Here is a 14,769-nt window from a genome sequence, read left to right as displayed (position 1 = left end):
ACCACATGCAGGTTAAAACAACCATTTTAAGTTTACCGACGGAAGAATTTGTTCACCCCGGAACAAGGGCATGCACCGGCTGCGGCCTGGCGATCGCCTACAGAGTGGGTCTTAAGGCCCTGGGCAAAGATACCATCCTGGTGGTGCCGCCGAGTTGCCTTACCGTGCTTCAGGGGCTTTTCCCCGTTGCCTCGACGAAGCTTCCCTGTCTGAATGTAACCTTCGCCTCGACGGCCGCCGCCGCCACGGGAATTCTCGCCACGCTCAAAGCGCAGGGTAATGACCACACCGCAGTCGCCGCCTGGGCAGGTGACGGCGGAACGAGCGACATCGGTTTGCAGGCCCTCTCGGGCGCCGCGGAACGCGGAGATAATTTCATCTATTTCTGCTACGATAACGAAGGCTACATGAACACCGGCGTACAGCGCTCGGGCACCACACCGATTGGAGCCATCACGGCCAACACGCCGTTCAAGGGAAAGCTGCAGCAGAAGAAAGACGTCCCGGCCATCATGGCGGCGCATCACTTAAGCTATGTAGCCGCCTGTTCCGCTTCCTATCCGCTGGATCTTTACGATAAAATTATCAAGTGCAAGGATATGCCGGGCACCAAATACTTCCATATCCACATCCCCTGCCCGCCCGGATGGGGTTACGATCCGCGACTCGGCATCAAGATCGGCAGGCTTGCCGTGGAAACCGGCTATTATGATCTCTATGAAATCGTCAACGGTGAATTCAAACTGACGGCCGCCTCTGAAAAACTGCTTGAAAAACATAAGCTTACGCCAGTGCGCGAGTATTTCCGCGCGCAGTCCCGCTTCAGAATTCTGTCTGATGCGCAAATCGACGGCATTCAGAAACAGATTGATGAAAAATGGGCCGGGTATTATAAAAAAGATGAGTGATCCTCATCCGGGATGATTTAAAATTTATGGATCAATTTACCGCCGCGGTCGCCTGGATTTCGGAATTGACGTGGTGGACCCAGTCAATAATGGAAGCCTGCGCAGTTTCGGACAACCCTTCAAAGTTCACGCCGATATAATAGCGGTCGTCTATTTTCCGCGCGTGGCGGACGGTTGCTTTGACTTCATTCAAATGCTTCAGCGTTTTATCATTAATATGCAGCACCAGTTGTGAACCGGTTCCGAGCGGAACAGTAGATTCTATCAGGCACCCGCCCGCCCCCAGATTTCTCACCGTAGCGGTTTTGACTTCATCAGCCAGCCCCTCCAGATGGTACTTTGCTTCCATAAAAATATTGCGGCGCAGGGCTTCTCTGGAGACTCCCGTAATAGCGGACGCCTCAAAAATATCGATCATTTTCTCTTTGCCTTTGACTGCGATCGGTTCCAGCTTTTTGAGCGTTGCTTCCTTGCCTAATGCATCGGCGGTCACTTTGCTTATCACAACCTGACCGGATTGGGCGGCACTGCACAAGCGTGCCGTTAAATTAATATTATCACCGATGACGGTATAATTCATCTGTTCCTGAGAACCCATGTTTCCCATAACCACATCGCCGCTGTTGAGTCCGATGCCGACATTCATCTGTTTTTTGCCGAGTTTGGCCCTTGCCCAGTTGAGCGTCCGGCAGAAAGTCTGAATTTCTATTGCCGCCCGGACGGCATTGACCTCCTGTCCTTTCCCTTCAAAGATCGCCATGATTTCATCGCCCACATACTTGTCCACCACACCGCCCCGGTTCGTAACAATCATCGCCTGCATGTTGAGATAGATGTTCAGGACTTCAACGACTTCTTCCGGGCTCATCTTTTCCGACATGGAGGTAAATCCCCGGACATCGGAAAAAAGCGCCGTGACATATTTTCTTTCTCCGCCGAGTTTCAGGTCGGATTTGTCACGAACCTTACGGATGCTCTTTAATGTGGAGTGAGAAAGGTATTTTTCCATGTAGAGCTTTTCCCGCAGACCGAGAACCATCTGATTGAAGGACTCGGTGAGCTTGCCGATCTCGTCCTTATAGGCAACCTTTACCTGCTGATTCAAATCACCGGCGGCAACAATCTGCATGCCGACGGCCAGCGTGTAGATCGGTCCGGTCAGCACCTTCGCCAATGCGAAAGCAATTAAAAGACCTATGGCCACAAAAACAAGGGATATCCAGAAAAAATTCAGTTTCTGTTTGGCAATGGAATCCTGCAATTCTTTTTCGGAAAGCCCGATCCGGGCCGTCCCGACACGGATACTTTTGTCCTGGTTGATGACCCAGATCGGCACGGCCGCATCCATGATCGGCTCATTGTTGTATTTCGTCTGCTGAAAGAAAAGCTGCTGGGCCTCCATCGCCTTCTGGTCCAGAGGGCTGGTCAGTATTTTTCCTTTTTCCGTTAAAACATTATGCATGAAAACAGCGCCGCTCTTATCCACCACCATGGCATAAACGACGCCGGTATTTTTCTGAATATTTTTAATGGTAGCGAAAACGGAAAGGTCATCTTCCGTCATGAGGCCTTCTTTACCGGCCCCGGCCAGCTGGTGGGCAAAAACCCCCGCGCGCTTTTTAATTTCTTCTTCCAGAATTCGTTTCTGATGGGAAAACGTCACCATGCCCAGTGAGGCAATAGCCAGCACCAGCACCAGGATAAGAGCGCCGGCAATTTTATACCGGATACTCATGGAGGAAACAAAAAAAGAAAATTTCGTGTAAGCCTGCAAGGCGGGCAGGGATTTGCTTTCTCTTGTCGCAAGGGCCTTGGTAACGGAAGGCGCCGCCGCGTTCAGGTTATCCGGCAAACTTTGCTCAGGCGGTATAACGTCGACCGGTTTTTCACTTTTTTCCGTGGTGCTGTCCTTGCTCATCGGCCACTCATTTCATTTGTTCCAGATATTTCAATTTTTGATCGGCCTTTGCTATATAATTCCGGGCTTTCGCGGCTAATTTAGTTTTTGGTCCCCTCTTAATCACTTCCTGCCAGGCTGCTTTTGCTTCATGATATTTTGCCTGCGTATAATAGCGGAGCCCGTCATTGTAGTATTTCTTTTGCTGGCCGGCCAGTGATTCATCGGCCGGAGAAGTCTTCGGCTCCGGATCCTTCTTGTGTTCCGGGTGCTTCTGGCGCACGGCAGGGGCTTTTTTCGGATATTCCCTTGCATCCTGCGGCTCTGCTTTTTGACGGGACTTTACTTCTTCCGATGCTGAGGGAGTTGTCCCGGAAGGTCCCTGAGCATCTTTCTGCGTCTGCTTGTCAAAAAGGGCGCAGGAAGAAAGAAAAACCAGACTCATGGCAATCAAAAAAATTATCGTTGATGTTCCTTTTGTTCTTTTCATATTTTTAATTCAGGATGTTTTATGTGAACTGAAAAAGCCGGTATCCCCGGACGCAGCAAGTTCTGCCTTGCTCCCATTGTTTTCCGCACGGCCAGAAGGCACTGTTCCAAAATTTCAACTTTTTATCGGTTTGATGTGTCACTGTGCTTCCCCTCAATCGAAGGAAAATTCCTTTTGACGGGGTAGAGTATAGGAAGAACGAATCTGTATGTCAATGAAAAATTAATAAATTCATGCCACCGTCAAGGGTCGGCGGCATGAATGCTATCAGCAGAATTGGGTTGACGGGGTCGGCGGAACGACCTGCGCTTTCGCGGTGTGTTCTCCGCTCCCCTTACCGTCTGGTCAATTGTCTGTATTTGATACGGTGCGGCTGGCTGGCGGCGGCGCCCAGTCTGTTTTTGCGGTCTTCTTCATATTCGGAATAGTTGCCGTCAAAGAAAAGCACTTTGCTGTCGCCCTCAAACGCGAGAATGTGCGTGCAGATTCTATCCAGAAACCAGCGGTCGTGGCTGATGACGACGACGCAACCGGCAAAACTTTCCAATGAATCTTCCAGCGCGCGCAGCGTGTTGACGTCCAGATCGTTGGTGGGTTCGTCGAGCAGCAGAACATTGGCGCCTTCCTTGAGCATCCGCGCCAGGTGAACACGGTTGCGTTCGCCGCCGGAGAGTGTTCCCACTTTTTTCTGCTGATCGGTGCCGGAAAAATTAAATCGCGATACGTACGCGCGTGAATTGATCTGCCGCGATCCGATGGGAATAATGTCCTGACCGTCGGAAATCATTTCCCAGATATTTTTATCGGGATCGAGCGCGTCACGGCTCTGGTCAACATAGGCCAGCTTGACGGTTTCACCGATGCGGATGGTTCCGGCATCCGGTTTTTCCTGGCCGGTAATCATGCGGAACAGCGTGGTCTTGCCCGCGCCGTTGGGACCGACGACGCCGACAATGCCGCCGGGCGGCAATGAAAAAGTCATCCCTTCCACGAGCAGCTTTTCACCAAATGCTTTATTGACGTTTTGGGCTTCGATAACCAGATCGCCTAAGCGGGGGCCTGGGGCAATAAAGATTTCACGCGTGCCGGATTCCTTTTCCTGGGTAGTTCCCAGCAGCTCTTCATACGCATTGATGCGCGCCTTCGATTTGGCATGCCGGCCTTTGGGCGACATGCGAATCCATTCCAATTCCCGCTCCAGGGTTTTGATTCTGGCGCCTTCGGATTTTTCTTCATTTTTCAGACGGTTTTGCTTTTGCTCAAGCCAGGAGGAATAATTGCCCTGCCAGGGAATGCCCTGGCCCCGGTCAAGCTCCAGAATCCAGCCGGCTACGTTATCGAGAAAATAGCGGTCGTGCGTCACGGCAATGATGGTGCCTTCATACTTCTGCAGATGGTGTTCCAGCCAGGCGACGGATTCGGCATCCAGATGGTTGGTCGGTTCATCCAGAAGCAGAATATCCGGTTTCTGCAACAGTAAGCGGCACAGGGCGACGCGGCGTCTTTCACCGCCGGAAAGAATTTTCACCGGCGTATCGCCCGGCGGACAGCGCAGGGCGTCCATCGCCATTTCCAGGCGTGAATCCATATCCCAGGCATCGAGGGCATCCATCTTTTCCTGAAGGGCCGCCTGCCGGTCGCAGAGCCTGGTCATTTCATCATCCGACATGTCCTCGGCAAATTTTTCATTGACGGCGTTGTATTCGTTGATCACATCCATGGTGGACTGCACGCCCTGCTCCACAATCTGGCGCACGGTTTTGGCCTCGTCCAGACGCGGTTCCTGCTCCAGGTAGCCCACGGTATAGCCCTGGGAAAGAATGGTCTTGCCCAGAAATTCCTCGTCAACGCCGGCCAGAATCTTTAAGAGCGAGCTCTTGCCCGATCCGTTCAAACCGATTACGCCGATTTTGGCGCCGTAGAAATAAGACAGATAGATGTCTTTAAGCACCGGCTTCTTTTCGTAGATCTTGCTGACTCCGATCATGGAGTAAATAACTTTGTTTCCTTCATTGGCCATGAAATGATTGATCCTCCCGAACTGTTATCCCGCCCCTAAATATAGGGGAAAATATTTTGAATGATAATATTAAAATTGTCCTGAATCCTGTCGTGCCCTTCGATGATGCCCATGTGTCCGGGCAGCAGCAGTTCAATGTCCAGATCGGATAGTGTGACGATGCTCTTTTTCAGTAATGTGCCGTTGCCGCCGGGAAAATCCGTGCGGCCGACATTCTGCTGAAATACCACATCGCCGGCGAAGAGAACCTTCTTTTCCGGCCAGTAAAGGCCGATGGAGCCGGGTGTATGGCCGGGGATGGAAATGACCTTGAATATCTGATCGCCCAGTTCAAGCCTGCCATCTTCCAGCTGCATGTTGATCTGCATTTGCGGCACGGTCATGCCGAAAAGACCGTAGAGTTCGCCGCCGGTGCCTTTGAGAAAATCCATTTCCTTGCGATGCAGGGCAATCTTTACCTTTTCCTGATCAAAAAGTTCGGAGCCCTGAAAGTGATCGGGATGCGAGTGCGTGTTGATTACGTACTTGATATCTTTCTTCTTGATACCGTCATTTGCCATCTGATTGAGCAAATCGGGCAGATAGCGCGTCAGACCCGGATCAATAAGCGCCTGAACACCGCCGCCGATATAGTAGCTGTTGCAGTTGTTGTCAAAATAATTTGACCATTCATAAATATAAATATCATCTTGAAACTTCATCTCGAACCCTTTCTTCTTTTGAATCTGGTTACTCTGATCATTCTTTTCCTTTAAGCCTTTCATCCGGCGCCCGTGGCCTGTCGGTCAGTCAGCCGCCGGATTCCGCGCTTTACACCACCTTTTGATGCAGCCACGCTGCCAGATCACCGGCCGATTTTTCCCAGCCTGTCTCCAGCATGGGCAGGTGGGCAAATTGCTCATATTCGATATAATCCGCCTGTAAAAAATCGGCCAAACTCTTCTGCATGGATGCCGGAGCCAGCACATCTTTAGCACACCCGATCACCAGTTTCGGGCACACAATTTGTGACGGGTAGACGGGAAAACCCTGCGCTACCTGGTAACCGACATACAGGGATTCGGCGACAAACATGTCAAAAACCGTCTTCCGTTCATCAGGCGCAATGTTATTCAGAACCGTTTTTTCCGCCATCATGAAAGTCGGCTTGACCGGTTTCATGTTCATCATTCCCCACATGGTTTTGAAGATCGCCCCGGAATAGGGCAAATCACTATTCACCTCCATATTCACGTCCAGCGCAGCAACACCAAACGGAGGTGCGCTGGCTATGGTGATAAGCGCTTTAATCGAGTCGATCATTTCCGCTGTTTTCTGGGCAATCAATCCGCCCAGACTATGACCGATCAACGCGCAATGATTAATATCCAGCTGACGGATGACTTTTTCCACATCATCCAGATAGTCTTCCAGCGTCACCTGCACCAGCGCTTCTTCCCGGTCAGACGGGAAATGGCCGCGCAGATTCATGGCAAAGACTTCCCAACCTTTCTCTGCAAAATACGGAAGATAATTCTTCCAGTATTGACTTGTTCCGCCCGCGCCATGAATAAAGAGCAAAGGATAGGGATAGCGGATTTTTTCGGGCCGGATTTTATCCAGCGCCAGATTTTCAATTTTAATCCTCAATAAACAATTATCGCCTTTTTAACGGAATTCACCTTTATTTTTATTCTGGTCCTGATGATCAGGCTGATGTCTTTTGCGGAACAAAAATCCAAAGCAGAATATAGATGAAGAACCCTGTCCCGAAACAAATAACCAGCAGCGTGAAAAATAAACGCCATACCCAGGATGGAACAGGGGTATGTTCCCCCAAACCGCCGCAGACACCGCCAATCCAGCGGTCTGTGTCGGACTTTGTAAAGTTGGCAAGCCAGTTATCCTGCACCACTCATCCCTCCCTTTCGGAGGCATATTTATCATTATTTTACCCGGGCGGCAAACAATGTCTTGCCATCCATGACCTGCCTTTGTGCGCGGCTTTATTTTGCCGGCAAAACCTTGTCGAGCGGCATCTCTGAGGAACTGTGGCCGGTTTTAACAATATAGCCGTTTTTATCCACCAGCATGATCATGGGGACGCCGATCACATGGTATACATTGGCCACACGACCGTCTTCATCCAGCAATGTCCGGTACGGAAGGGAATAAGACTGAACAAACCGCGTCACTTTTTTCGCCGGCTCCATGATGTTGATATAAATCACTTCCAAACCGCGCGAAGAATACTTTTCATGAATCAACTTATAGTTGGGTATTTCTGCCCGGCAGCCGGGGCACCAGGTTGTACCGAAAAAAATCAGCACCGGCTTGCCGCGTTGAGCACTCAGACGGAATATTTTACCCTGCACATCCTTGAGCGTGAAATCCGATGCAACCGGGTGTTGCGGTTTGAATGGCGCATTAGGGATATACTGACCCCACAAGACGGATACCGGCACAAAAATAAACACAATCAATAAAGAAATAAAAACAGTAACGGTTTTACGCATGATACTCCTTCTGCTAAAAAGACAGCGTGCCTGCAGTATACAGAAAATATTCCGCTGCGCCAATCAAAATAACGCCGAAAACCCTTGTAATTATAATCATCCAGGCCCCTGAGCGCGGCAGGGTAGAAATAAATCCGGCAAATGTTCCGACCAGAATCAGGAGCGTCCCCATACCGAAGGCAAAAACGAACAAAAGGCCGATGCCCATTAGAATATTAGTTTTCAGGGCCACAAAACCAAGCAGCACTCCCAGCACGGGAGCGGTGCACGGGCCGATTACAAAACCGGAAACCATGCCCAGCAGAAAACTGGAGATAAATCCCTTCCTGCCCCCGCCGGAATACTGCATTATTCTTTGCGGAATCGGGATCGAAATTTTGAAAACATCGAGCATGGATAATCCCATCAGCAGACAAATGTTGGCCATGATAAAATAAACCAGCGGGGTTGTCTGCATCTGTCCGAAAAGCTTACCGGTTAAGGCGGCTATTGCCCCCAATACGGCGTACGTAACCGCCAGTCCCAGAACATAGAACAGGGACAGCAGAAATCCGCGCAGCTTCGATGATGCTCCCTGGGCGCCGATGAATCCGACCGTCACGGGAATCAGCGGGTACGTGCAGGGCGTAAAACTGATCACCAGCCCTCCCAGATAAGCCGCCAGAAAAGCCAGCAGGGTCGAACCCTGCAAGTATGCGGATAAATTATTAATCAGAGTTTCAATCATCTGCGTTCCAAGATCCTTTCATCAAAATGTATAGACAAGGAGGAAAAACGTCAAGGCGAAATGTCGGCAGGCAAGGATTGCCTGTTGCCTCTAAAGATGAAAGCGCAGGTTTATCAAACTCCGACCTGTCTTTTCAGCAACAGCCGGGAATCGCGCAATATCGTTCAAACCGGAGCAGGAACCATCGACAAAACATTCGTTATCGTCCGGGCCGAAAACAAATGTTTTTTCATATGGATTTACTGTTTTTGTTTTAAGGCCGGAAAATCAAATAAAACCGGTATGGCCCGCAGGTTGCCATCCAATACTTTGCCAACCTGAATGTTGTGGACCCTTAAAAATTCCTGGTCGGGATACTGCCAGTTGTTTCCGTAAAGATTAAAGGTTTTTCCTTCAGCTCTTCCAAAACTTTCTTCAATCTTTTCCTGAGGCGTAAAGGAAAATTTAACATCGAATCTCTTGATCTGATCAGGAGCGCCGGCCTGACTGTCTGTTATGGAAAGGATCGTCGCCTGGCCGGGATAACTTTTATACTGGCAGGGACCGCCGACGAAACCCCCTGCTTTATGATCCCTTTGGACACAGGCAAAAAGGGCAAAAACCATAAACAAAGACATGATGAACAAAACACCTGATTTGCTGAAAAATTTCTTAGTCATTAAGATTTATCTCCTCTCATTACTTTTTAATATCTTCTCATAACGGCAGCCATTGACAATCAGCAGGCAAGCAAATATAAGAATCAAACCGTTTTCGGGAAGTATACTGACTGAAACAGGTCATAACGTCAAGGACTGCGATTCATGCATTTTACAAGGATTGACAAAAGGTTTTCTTGGACACGAACGCGATTTCATCTTTTCGTTTTTATTTTATGCGGCGTCCTGCTCAGTGGTTGTGCGTCCGTAGCGGAGCGGATTTGCGTGGAGCAGCGGACGGCTTTTGATATCGGTTCCGCCACCATGAAAATGAAAACCGCCAAAGTTGATCAGTGCCGGGCGGTCATCGTCGATATTATTCAGAAAAAAGAAGTCAAGGTTCCCTTCGCTGAAAACACGCAAAATAAAATATTGAGCCGTGAAATTCAAAACAAAGGCTTTGGTGAATTACTTGCCCTGAAAAAAGAAGCGCTGGCGCAGGGCTCGCAAAATTTCGCCGGTGTGGCGACAGCGGCATTTCGCCAGGCTGACAATACGCCGGATTTTCTGGCGGAACTTAAAGAAAAAACAGGGATAAACATCAAGCTGATTTCTCAGGATGATGAAGCCGTTTTAGGTTATAAGGCAGCGCTCGCGCATTCCAAAAATCCGCCGGGAAACATGATTGTCTGGGACATTGGAGGCAATTCCATGCAGATGATCATGAAGGATGGACATCAGAATTACCGGGTCTATCGCGGACATCTGGCCTCCATATCTTTTAAAAATCAAATCATCGAAAAAATTCACCGCCGGCCAGCCGGTACACATACCTCGCCCAATCCCATCGGCGGGAAAAATCTGACGGCGGCTCTTGAACTGGCTATGAATGCGGCGTCGGATGTTCCGGACGAGATAAAAAATTCCATCCGTGACGCGGGAACAATTGTTGTCGGCATCGGCGGTGTGCACAACCAAAGCATCCGCAAACAGGTGGAAAACAATAAGGCATACGCCCGTGAGGATCTCTTCAAGGCCCTGCGGGATAAACTCGATTTAACCGATACGCAGATAGGCGGTCATTACGCGGATACGGACGTTTCCAATCTGATCATCGTTTTGGGTTTTATGAATAAGCTGGACATAAAGGAAGTTCATCTGATGGATGTAAATCTTACGGACGGCGTTCTGATTGATCCGGCTTGCTGGTAAAAATATATTACAGGAGAAAATTTTATGGCAGAAGAACCAAAGGAAAAATGGCTGAATTATCTTGCGCTGACCACGGTTATTTTCGCGGTTTGCGCAACCCTTTCCACTTTTAAAGGCGCGGGATTTTCGACAAAATCGGTGCTTTCCCAAACACAGGCCGCCAACCAGTGGGCGTATTATCAGTCCAAAAGTATCAAAGGATATTTGTATGAAAATCAGAAAGAGTCTTTGGAGCTGGAGATGAAAGCCCGCAAAGCGTCCATGTCCAAGGTGGCTGTTGCCGATTATGAAAAGAAAATCGATCTCTATAGTCAAAAGATCAAGAGATACGACGCCGAAAAAGCGGAAATCTCCAAAGAAGCCAAACGGCTGGAGGCGCAAAGAGACGACGCGCAAAAACACACGGGCATTTTCGGCATCGCCGTCATCTTTCTGCAAATAGCCATCCTGCTTTCATCCATTGCGGCTTTGATGAAAAAGAAACTCGTTTGGCTGGCCGGCGCAGCCTCGGGCGCGGTCGGGTTGACTTATTTTGCCAATGGCTTTTTGCTGTTTTTCTAAAACAGGAGGCGTTTATGACCATCCGCATTCTTCGTCTGGGAACAAACAGAGTTTCAAACGAGGGAATTCGCATCGGGACGGTGCGGCGGCCGCCGCGCGGCGTTCCGAAAAGCGAGTACTCCGCGCAGAATTGGTATGATGTCTGGTTTCCCAATTTGTCGCCAAGTCCCGAGACCATGAAACTGGGACAGGCGGCCAATACGGAAAACGAATGGAAGATCTTCTTTCGCAAATACCGCTCCGAGATGACTGCGCCGGAAAACGGCAGAACACTTGATCTTCTGGCGGCCCTGTCCCATGAGACAAACTTCTCCATGGGCTGCTATTGCTCCGACGAAGCGCATTGTCACCGGTCAATATTGCGTGCTCTGCTTTTGGAGCGAGGCGCAAAAGTGGAATGAAGGAAAGGAAACCTTTTTAACAGGCGAAAAACGACTACCAACCCATGAATCTGGAATTGAAGCAAAAACAGTTCAATGCGGCGATGATTTTGTATGAAAACAAAAAGCGTTATCGATTGCTGGGTGTTTGCGTTTCGATTGCCAATATCGCCCTGCAGATATACACGTTATTTCATGCGCTGAGACTGTCGATCGGATTGGGGTGGCAAATCGTTTCCATCATCGCCGCTTATCTGATCACGGACTTCGTCAACGGGCTGGTGCATTTATATATGGATCACAACGACCATTATGAGTCATGGGCCGGTCCGCTCATTGCCAATTTTCATCTGCACCACAAAACGCCCAGGTACCAGGACAATAATCTGTTTGTCGTGTATTTTACCGAAACCGGATCAAAGGTGTGGATGATTTTCTATCTTGCGGCCGTGGCTGTTTTGTTTCACCTGTCCGGCATCAATCCGGTTCTGTTGTATACGCTGACTTACATCGGCATTCTGTCTTCGGTTGCCGAAGTCTCCCATTATCTGTGCCACAATTCCATGTCGGCTCCGGCCATGTTCCTCGCCCGCATCAGACTACTGCTGTCGAAGCGCCGGCACGCCCGTCATCACCTTGAGGATAACATCAGCTATACTTTTCTAAACGGCATCACCGATCCGCTTGTAAACTTTATCGCCAGGCGATATTTCACCGGGTACAAAAACCATACCGATCTGCATTACGCCGCGTATACCGGAACAACCCTGACGAGGCGCTGAACAGATGTATCCGTCGATTTCCCCGCCTTGTTCCAGACAAAAAAGCCGTGCTGAAATTTCAGCACGGCTTTTAAATTCTCCCTACCCCCCTTTTCAAAAGGAGGGGAGGCTGTTTTTATTCTTTACATCTTCTTTGCGGCGTTTTCGATCGCCTTCCGGATCGTGTCCAGTCTTTCGGGACTCATCTTCACCGAAATACCCATGACCAGTGTGCGGCCTAAAATGTCTTCCGCAAAAGGTATGCTCTTGCGGTCATACTTGACCTTGCCTTTGTATTCCTTACTCTTGAACGGATATTTCTTGGAGTTGGCCGTAGAAAACGCGAGGAAATGTTCCCAGTTGGGAACATAGTGCCACTTGTTGTACTTGTAGCAGGTTGTATCGACGCCTTCGGCGGATAGAAGCTTCTGGAATTTGAGCGCCGCTTTTTCTTCCGGCAGGTTGAATGCCAGGAATGTTGCGGAATCGCCTTCCGGATCCCGTTTGGCGCGGAATCCGACGTCCGGGATGGCGGCGGCCAGCATATCCATAATCGTCTTTTTATTTTTCTTCTGTTCGCCGATGAGGTAATCCAGTTTCCGCAACTGCGCCAGACCTAACGCCCCCTGCAGTTCGTTCATCCGGTAATTAAACCCCAGAATGGTCCGGCCTTCGAGCCCGCGGCCGACTTTGGGATTATGATCGTGGCCATGATCATGGTACCATTCCGACCGCAGATACAAATCCTTCTTGTTGGTTATCACCATCCCGCCTTCGCCGGTTGTTAATGTTTTAACATAATCAAAGCTGAAGGTGCCCATGTCACCAAAGGTGCCCAGCTTTTTGCCTTTGAAGCTCGCTCCGCAGCCCTGGGCATTGTCTTCGAGCACCATCAATTTGTTCTTGCGGGCAATCTTGATGATCTTGTCAATGTTGGCTGCCACACCGCACATGTGGACGGGAATGACGGCCTTGGTGTACCTGGTCATCTTCTTTTCAATTTCATGAGGATCAAGGTTGAGGGTGTCGTCGATATCCACCATGATGGGAATCGCGCCGACTTCCAGCACCGCTTCGTAGGTGGCCAGAAACGTAAAAGCCGGGACCAGAACGTCGTCGCCGGGACCGACATCCATCGCCTCCAGGGCCACTTTAAGCGCCGACGAGCCGGAGGTCACGCCCAGCGCGAATTTAGCGCCGCAGTATTTAGCAAACTCTTCTTCAAACTGGCGGACTTTGAAAACGAATTTTCTTTCCTTATCAAAATTATAACGCATCAGAATGCCGGTTTCGAGCACATCCATGACTTCCTTAATTTCTTCCTTACCAATCAGTTCAGCTCCTGCCATGTATTCCTCCTTAACGTTTTTGCGGGGAATGGTCGCCACCCGACCGGGTGGTTAAAATTACCTCATCACCGGAAGGTAACACGAGGTCGCAAGACCTTTCCCTGCCTTGCTCATTCAATATCATTTCTCATCAAGAAACGGAAACAACTTTAAAAAGCTTCCGCGTATATCGCGATCATGTCTTCCTTGGTCATCTTCCGGGGATTATTTTCCAGCGGCCGGGCCACCGTCACGGCAACATCGGCCAGCGCCGGGAAATCCTGTTCCTTCACACCGAAATCCTGGATAGAGGAATCGATGCCGCAATCTTCAATCAGGCATTCCACAGCCTCCACGGCCAGATAAGCGGCTTCACGCACGGGAAGCCCGTCAATACATTCACCCATCGCTTCGGCGATATCCGCAAATTTTTCCAGCGCGCCGGGCAGATTAAACGCCATCACGGGCGCGAGCAGGATGGTGTTGGCCAGACCGTGGCTGACGCCATATTTTCCGCCCAGCGGGTAAGACAGAGAATGAACGGCGGTAACGCCGGCATTGGCCAGGCCGATGCCCGCATACAAGCTGCCCAGAAGCATTCTTTCGCGGGCGGCGATGTTTTTACCATCATGGACGCAGGTACGCAGATTTTCGGAAATAAGCGCGATGGCTTCCAGCGAAAACATTTCACTCATGGGCGACGCATTAACCGATGTATAGGATTCAATGGCATGACACAAGGCGTCCATGCCGGTCTGTGCGGTGGGCGCGGGCGGTAAGGACAGTGTAAGCTCCGGATCAAGCAACGCCAGGTCGGGATAAAGATAAGGACTGTTCATGCCTTCCTTCTTTTTAAGATTCTTGCGGATAAACACGGCCGTGAAGGTGACTTCGCTGCCCGTTCCGGCGGTGGTGGGAATCATGATTTTGGGAAGCCCGGCTTTGGGAACTTTATTCAAGCCCAGATAATCAACGGCAGCACCCTTGTTGGTTGCAACAACGGCAATGGCCTTGGCCACATCCATTGCGGAGCCGCCGCCGATGCCGATCACGATGTCACATTTATTTTTGATGGCCAGCGCCGCGCCTTCATCCACCAGCTCGATGCGGGGTTCCGGTTCCACCTTGTCAAAAACGGTGAACTTGATGCCTCCGGATACCAGAATGCTCGCAATTCTTTCCTGCAATTCCGTTTTAGCCAGATTTTTATCAATAACAATCAATGGATTTTGCGCGTGATGCTCTTTAACATGATTGGCCAGCATTAAAATTGATCCGTTGCCGAAAACAATTTTTTTAGCGCCGGTAAAAGAAAAAATTTTTCTCATAATAAACGACCTCCATCGTTATGG

17 protein-coding genes are annotated in these 14,769 nt (G+C 49.8%); 6 read left to right on the top strand and 11 right to left on the bottom strand.

The window, feature by feature from the left end; all coding sequences use genetic code 11:
* Positions 1-5: 5 nt before the first annotated feature.
* The gene (locus CVU71_12245; protein PKN18275.1) at positions 6-908 is read left to right on the top strand and encodes a 2-ketoisovalerate ferredoxin oxidoreductase; all 903 of its coding nucleotides are present in this window, start codon (positions 6-8) and stop codon (positions 906-908) included.
* Positions 909-939: 31 nt separating this feature from the next.
* Here the strand turns inward: CVU71_12245 and CVU71_12240 are convergent, their stop codons facing one another.
* Positions 940-2,826, bottom strand: coding sequence for a hypothetical protein (locus tag CVU71_12240; protein PKN18274.1), 1,887 nt, complete (start codon positions 2,824-2,826; stop codon positions 940-942).
* Positions 2,827-2,833: 7 nt separating this feature from the next.
* The gene (locus CVU71_12235; GenBank protein PKN18273.1) at positions 2,834-3,250 is read right to left on the bottom strand and encodes a hypothetical protein; all 417 of its coding nucleotides are present in this window, start codon (positions 3,248-3,250) and stop codon (positions 2,834-2,836) included.
* Between CVU71_12235 and CVU71_12230 the strand changes: the two genes are divergently transcribed.
* Positions 3,249-3,473 (top strand): hypothetical protein, encoded by a 225-nt coding sequence (locus CVU71_12230; GenBank protein ID PKN18272.1) that lies wholly within the window; start codon positions 3,249-3,251, stop codon positions 3,471-3,473. The two genes, CVU71_12235 and CVU71_12230, sit on opposite strands and share 2 nt — an antisense overlap.
* 156 nt (positions 3,474-3,629) lie before the next feature.
* Here the strand turns inward: CVU71_12230 and CVU71_12225 are convergent, their stop codons facing one another.
* From CVU71_12225 to CVU71_12195, 7 genes are all read right to left on the bottom strand, one after another.
* Complete coding sequence (locus CVU71_12225; GenBank protein PKN18271.1) at positions 3,630-5,315, bottom strand: energy-dependent translational throttle protein EttA; 1,686 nt, start codon at positions 5,313-5,315, stop codon at positions 3,630-3,632.
* A gap of 35 nt (positions 5,316-5,350) precedes the next feature.
* Positions 5,351-6,079 carry an MBL fold metallo-hydrolase gene (locus tag CVU71_12220; protein ID PKN18270.1) on the bottom strand — a complete coding sequence of 243 codons (729 nt, stop codon included), beginning with the start codon at positions 6,077-6,079 and terminating at the stop codon, positions 5,351-5,353.
* A gap of 46 nt (positions 6,080-6,125) precedes the next feature.
* A complete protein-coding gene (locus CVU71_12215; protein ID PKN18269.1) occupies positions 6,126-6,944 on the bottom strand; it encodes a hypothetical protein in 819 nt (272 codons plus the stop codon).
* A 58-nt stretch (positions 6,945-7,002) separates the two neighbouring features.
* Entirely contained in the window at positions 7,003-7,209 is a 207-nt protein-coding gene (locus CVU71_12210) for a hypothetical protein (protein ID PKN18268.1), read from the bottom strand.
* A gap of 91 nt (positions 7,210-7,300) precedes the next feature.
* Positions 7,301-7,810: a hypothetical protein gene (locus CVU71_12205; protein PKN18267.1), complete on the bottom strand. Its 510-nt coding sequence runs from the start codon at positions 7,808-7,810 to the stop codon at positions 7,301-7,303.
* 13 nt (positions 7,811-7,823) lie between these two features.
* A complete protein-coding gene (locus tag CVU71_12200; protein PKN18266.1) occupies positions 7,824-8,537 on the bottom strand; it encodes a cytochrome C biogenesis protein in 714 nt (237 codons plus the stop codon).
* A 239-nt stretch (positions 8,538-8,776) separates the two neighbouring features.
* Positions 8,777-9,196: a hypothetical protein gene (locus tag CVU71_12195; protein PKN18265.1), complete on the bottom strand. Its 420-nt coding sequence runs from the start codon at positions 9,194-9,196 to the stop codon at positions 8,777-8,779.
* Between the two features lie 144 nt (positions 9,197-9,340).
* Here CVU71_12195 and CVU71_12190 point away from each other — a divergent pair, with 144 nt between their 5' ends.
* Genes CVU71_12190 through CVU71_12175 form a run of 4 tightly spaced genes read left to right on the top strand, consistent with a single transcriptional unit; the run spans position 9,341 to position 12,110 of the window.
* Positions 9,341-10,387 carry a hypothetical protein gene (locus tag CVU71_12190; protein PKN18264.1) on the top strand — a complete coding sequence of 349 codons (1,047 nt, stop codon included), beginning with the start codon at positions 9,341-9,343 and terminating at the stop codon, positions 10,385-10,387.
* A 24-nt stretch (positions 10,388-10,411) separates the two neighbouring features.
* Complete coding sequence (locus CVU71_12185) at positions 10,412-10,948, top strand: hypothetical protein (protein PKN18263.1); 537 nt, start codon at positions 10,412-10,414, stop codon at positions 10,946-10,948.
* A 14-nt stretch (positions 10,949-10,962) separates the two neighbouring features.
* Positions 10,963-11,349, top strand: coding sequence for a DUF488 domain-containing protein (locus CVU71_12180; protein PKN18262.1), 387 nt, complete (start codon positions 10,963-10,965; stop codon positions 11,347-11,349).
* Between the two features lie 44 nt (positions 11,350-11,393).
* Positions 11,394-12,110, top strand: a complete 717-nt coding sequence (locus CVU71_12175) for a hypothetical protein (GenBank protein ID PKN18261.1) — start codon at positions 11,394-11,396, stop codon at positions 12,108-12,110.
* A gap of 122 nt (positions 12,111-12,232) precedes the next feature.
* Here CVU71_12175 and CVU71_12170 read toward each other — a convergent pair whose 3' ends face one another.
* Both CVU71_12170 and CVU71_12165 read right to left on the bottom strand, forming a co-directional pair.
* Positions 12,233-13,438 (bottom strand): DegT/DnrJ/EryC1/StrS family aminotransferase, encoded by a 1,206-nt coding sequence (locus tag CVU71_12170; protein ID PKN18260.1) that lies wholly within the window; start codon positions 13,436-13,438, stop codon positions 12,233-12,235.
* A 149-nt stretch (positions 13,439-13,587) separates the two neighbouring features.
* A complete protein-coding gene (locus CVU71_12165) occupies positions 13,588-14,745 on the bottom strand; it encodes an alcohol dehydrogenase (GenBank protein PKN18259.1) in 1,158 nt (385 codons plus the stop codon).
* Positions 14,746-14,769 lie beyond the last annotated feature (24 nt).

Source organism: Deltaproteobacteria bacterium HGW-Deltaproteobacteria-6 (assembly GCA_002840435.1).
Taxonomy (GTDB): Bacteria; Desulfobacterota; Syntrophia; order Syntrophales; family Smithellaceae; genus UBA8904.
Note: the sequence above shows the minus strand (reverse complement) of the source record. Positions and strands in the feature narration are given on the sequence as shown.

What these genes read in the sequence shown, in the direction of transcription:
- CVU71_12245 (PKN18275.1), top strand. Translation starts at nt 6, where the DNA reads ATGCAGGTTAAAACAACCATTTTAAGTTTACCGACGGAAGAATTTGTT.
- CVU71_12240 (PKN18274.1), bottom strand. Translation starts at nt 2,826, where the DNA reads ATGAGCAAGGACAGCACCACGGAAAAAAGTGAAAAACCGGTCGACGTT.
- CVU71_12230 (PKN18272.1), top strand. Translation starts at nt 3,249, where the DNA reads ATGGCAATCAAAAAAATTATCGTTGATGTTCCTTTTGTTCTTTTCATA.
- CVU71_12235 (PKN18273.1), bottom strand. Translation starts at nt 3,250, where the DNA reads ATGAGTCTGGTTTTTCTTTCTTCCTGCGCCCTTTTTGACAAGCAGACG.
- CVU71_12225 (PKN18271.1), bottom strand. Translation starts at nt 5,315, where the DNA reads ATGGCCAATGAAGGAAACAAAGTTATTTACTCCATGATCGGAGTCAGC.
- CVU71_12220 (PKN18270.1), bottom strand. Translation starts at nt 6,079, where the DNA reads ATGAAAGGCTTAAAGGAAAAGAATGATCAGAGTAACCAGATTCAAAAG.
- CVU71_12205 (PKN18267.1), bottom strand. Translation starts at nt 7,810, where the DNA reads ATGCGTAAAACCGTTACTGTTTTTATTTCTTTATTGATTGTGTTTATT.
- CVU71_12200 (PKN18266.1), bottom strand. Translation starts at nt 8,537, where the DNA reads ATGATTGAAACTCTGATTAATAATTTATCCGCATACTTGCAGGGTTCG.
- CVU71_12195 (PKN18265.1), bottom strand. Translation starts at nt 9,196, where the DNA reads ATGACTAAGAAATTTTTCAGCAAATCAGGTGTTTTGTTCATCATGTCT.
- CVU71_12190 (PKN18264.1), top strand. Translation starts at nt 9,341, where the DNA reads ATGCATTTTACAAGGATTGACAAAAGGTTTTCTTGGACACGAACGCGA.
- CVU71_12185 (PKN18263.1), top strand. Translation starts at nt 10,412, where the DNA reads ATGGCAGAAGAACCAAAGGAAAAATGGCTGAATTATCTTGCGCTGACC.
- CVU71_12180 (PKN18262.1), top strand. Translation starts at nt 10,963, where the DNA reads ATGACCATCCGCATTCTTCGTCTGGGAACAAACAGAGTTTCAAACGAG.
- CVU71_12175 (PKN18261.1), top strand. Translation starts at nt 11,394, where the DNA reads ATGAATCTGGAATTGAAGCAAAAACAGTTCAATGCGGCGATGATTTTG.
- CVU71_12170 (PKN18260.1), bottom strand. Translation starts at nt 13,438, where the DNA reads ATGGCAGGAGCTGAACTGATTGGTAAGGAAGAAATTAAGGAAGTCATG.
- CVU71_12165 (PKN18259.1), bottom strand. Translation starts at nt 14,745, where the DNA reads ATGAGAAAAATTTTTTCTTTTACCGGCGCTAAAAAAATTGTTTTCGGC.